Origin of the sequence: Clostridium tyrobutyricum (genome assembly GCF_019144085.1) — a bacterium.
Lineage (GTDB): Bacteria > Bacillota > Clostridia > Clostridiales > Clostridiaceae > Clostridium_B > Clostridium_B tyrobutyricum_A.
Genome location: NZ_JAHHUY010000065.1, coordinates 1 through 2,497, shown reverse-complemented (window position 1 = coordinate 2,497; position 2,497 = coordinate 1). Strand labels below are relative to the sequence as shown.

The following is a 2,497-nucleotide window of genomic DNA, read 5'->3' as shown; positions in this document are numbered from 1 at the left end:
TTTTTTAATTATGCTCATGTCTATTTATTTATAATTACTATAACATAGTGAAAAATAAAATTCAAATAAGGGTCAGACCCCATGCCATTTTTTTCCATGGGGTCTGACCCCAAGTTTACAGTTTACCAAGTTTATAATTTTATTGTTCTAGTTTCACCCTTCATATTGTAGAATGTTGCCTCTGCTTCATCTGCACAAAAAACCTCAAAAGTTAGATCATCCAGGCTGTATATTTTCCTAAGAGAAGGCATTGCATCCAATACTGCACGTTTGGATTCCTCAGTAGTTATAAAAGTCGCTTTTCCTTTTAGTCTCATCCATTCAAAAGTCCTTGATACTGTAGATATTTCAAAATTAGAATTTAATTTCAGCTGCTTATACACATCTTTGTTATTGTTTGTACAGAAGCATAATTTTCCTTTATATTCCATGACGAATCCAAATGGTCTGACTTTCGGCATGGAACCATCCACTGTAGCAAGGTAAAAAGTATGATTATCATGTAAAAACTTCAAAATTTCATTCATATTATTTTTTCTCCCTTTAATAATCTGTATTTTTTCAAGTATCCTATTTTTTTAAAAATGCTGTAACCATTTTAATATCAGGAATTGCAAATTCATCCTTCAGGGCAGATTTTACACTTACCAATCCTTGAATAATTGAGAAATATAAAATTGCCATCTCATATGCATTTCCATCAATAAATTGTCCAAGTTTTTGTCCTCTATCAATTAAGGATGCTGTTTGGTTTATCAACACAATATTTTTTTCTATTAACATTTGTATTTGAGGCATTTTATCTTTTAACTTAAATGATTGCTCTATCAAAACAAAATACTGAGAAAAATTATCGTCATTTTTGATTTCTTCAAGAATATTCTGTGTTACCTGATTTAATAAAATAGATGGAGATTCATCACATTGAAAAACACGTTTTATCTCATCGAGTGCTGTGCCAGCCTGAGTTACAAGTGCATAAAACAAACTTTCTTTAGATTTATAATGTCTATATAACAATCCAGTGCTGATTCCTGCCAGATTGGCAATATCCTGTACACTAGTATCTGCAAAACCTTTTGATGCAAATAATTTAATTCCGGCATTTTTGATTTTTTCATTGGTTGCAATCCGCATTTCTTCAAATTGCTTTTTTGTCTTTGGCATATATATCTCCTTTTTAATAAATGAATATATATTCATTATATGAAGTATTTTAGTTTTTGTCAATAAAAATAGATAGGCTTTTTTACACAGACTATCTATTATTTTTTTGGAATTATTTATGTTTACTTTAATATCAGATGATATTTCATCAGGTATTGAAAAGACAACTTTATCCCTTAGTTAACCCTAAGCATTCTAACTCTAACTAATAGATAAAATTAAAGGTATTTTTAATATTATTATAGAATATACTCCATATCATAGAATTTAATGGAGGTTTTTTAATTTGAAAAAAGATGCTATTATAGATCAATCTAGAAAATACAGATACTCATTATCACGTATATGGGATCAAAGTTTGAAAAAAGTAGTGTTTATAATGCTAAACCCCAGTACAGCTGATGCCCTTGAAGATGATCAAACTGTAAGGAAGTGTATATCTTTTGCAAAACGCTGGAATTTTGGATCACTAGAGATAGTAAATCTCTTTGCCTATAGAGCTACTAAACCAAAGGATTTAAAGATGATTTGTAAAAATGGCACTTTCGACCCTGTAGGTGAAAAGAACGACTTTTATATTTTAGAAGCTATAAAAAATGCTGACAAAATAGTTATTGCCTGGGGGGAAAATTCATTTTGTAGTAGGGATTCTGCTGTTTTAACTCTTCTAAAAAATTATAAGCTATACTGTCTTGATACTTGTAAAAACGGTAATCCAAAACATCCTCTGTTTTTAGCACTGGATACAGAACTTAAAAATTATATCTGACGAATAAAGGGGTCAGACCCCCAGGCATTTTTTGCCATGGGGTCTGACCCTATTTAGCTGCAGTTTCATTAAATATTTTACTCTCATATAAACCTGACAGATAATTCATAAATGGCTCTCTTAAATCATCCCTTTTTAATGCCATTTCCACAGTAGCCTGTAAATATCCAAATTTATCTCCTACATCATATCTTCTTCCCTCAAATTCATAAGCATAAATAACCTGATGTTCAAGAAGATTCTTTAAAGCATCTGTCAACTGTATTTCATCACCTTTTCCAGGCTTGGTTTTTTCAAGTACATCGAATATATCAGGCATCAATATGTATCTTCCCAGGATTGCTATATTGGAAGGTGCTTCTTTTACACTAGGTTTTTCAATTAAATCCTTAACCTTGTATACACATTTTTCTATGTTTAAATTTTTTATTACTCCGTATTTGGATACCTGACTTTTTTCTACCTGTTGAACACCTAAAATTGATGTATTATACTCTTCATAGCAATTCATAAGCTGTTTCAAGCATGGTACTTCGGAATCTACTACATCATCACCAAGCA

4 protein-coding genes are annotated in these 2,497 nt (G+C 30.7%); 1 reads left to right on the top strand and 3 read right to left on the bottom strand.

Annotated features, from left to right (window positions below; genetic code table 11):
• Positions 1 to 131: 131 nt before the first annotated feature.
• Entirely contained in the window at positions 132 to 527 is a 396-nt protein-coding gene (locus tag KM800_RS14950) for a pyridoxamine 5'-phosphate oxidase family protein (RefSeq protein WP_217813800.1), read from the bottom strand.
• Between the two features lie 43 nt (positions 528 to 570).
• Entirely contained in the window at positions 571 to 1,167 is a 597-nt protein-coding gene (locus KM800_RS14945) for a TetR/AcrR family transcriptional regulator (protein ID WP_217813799.1), read from the bottom strand.
• A gap of 286 nt (positions 1,168 to 1,453) precedes the next feature.
• Here KM800_RS14945 and KM800_RS14940 point away from each other — a divergent pair, with 286 nt between their 5' ends.
• Entirely contained in the window at positions 1,454 to 1,936 is a 483-nt protein-coding gene (locus KM800_RS14940) for a DUF1643 domain-containing protein (RefSeq protein ID WP_217813798.1), read from the top strand.
• 49 nt (positions 1,937 to 1,985) lie between these two features.
• On the opposite strand, the gene KM800_RS14935 is transcribed toward KM800_RS14940, so the two are convergent.
• A partial coding sequence (locus tag KM800_RS14935) for a UTP--glucose-1-phosphate uridylyltransferase (RefSeq protein ID WP_254906587.1) occupies positions 1,986 to 2,497 on the bottom strand: 512 nt, incomplete at its 5' end.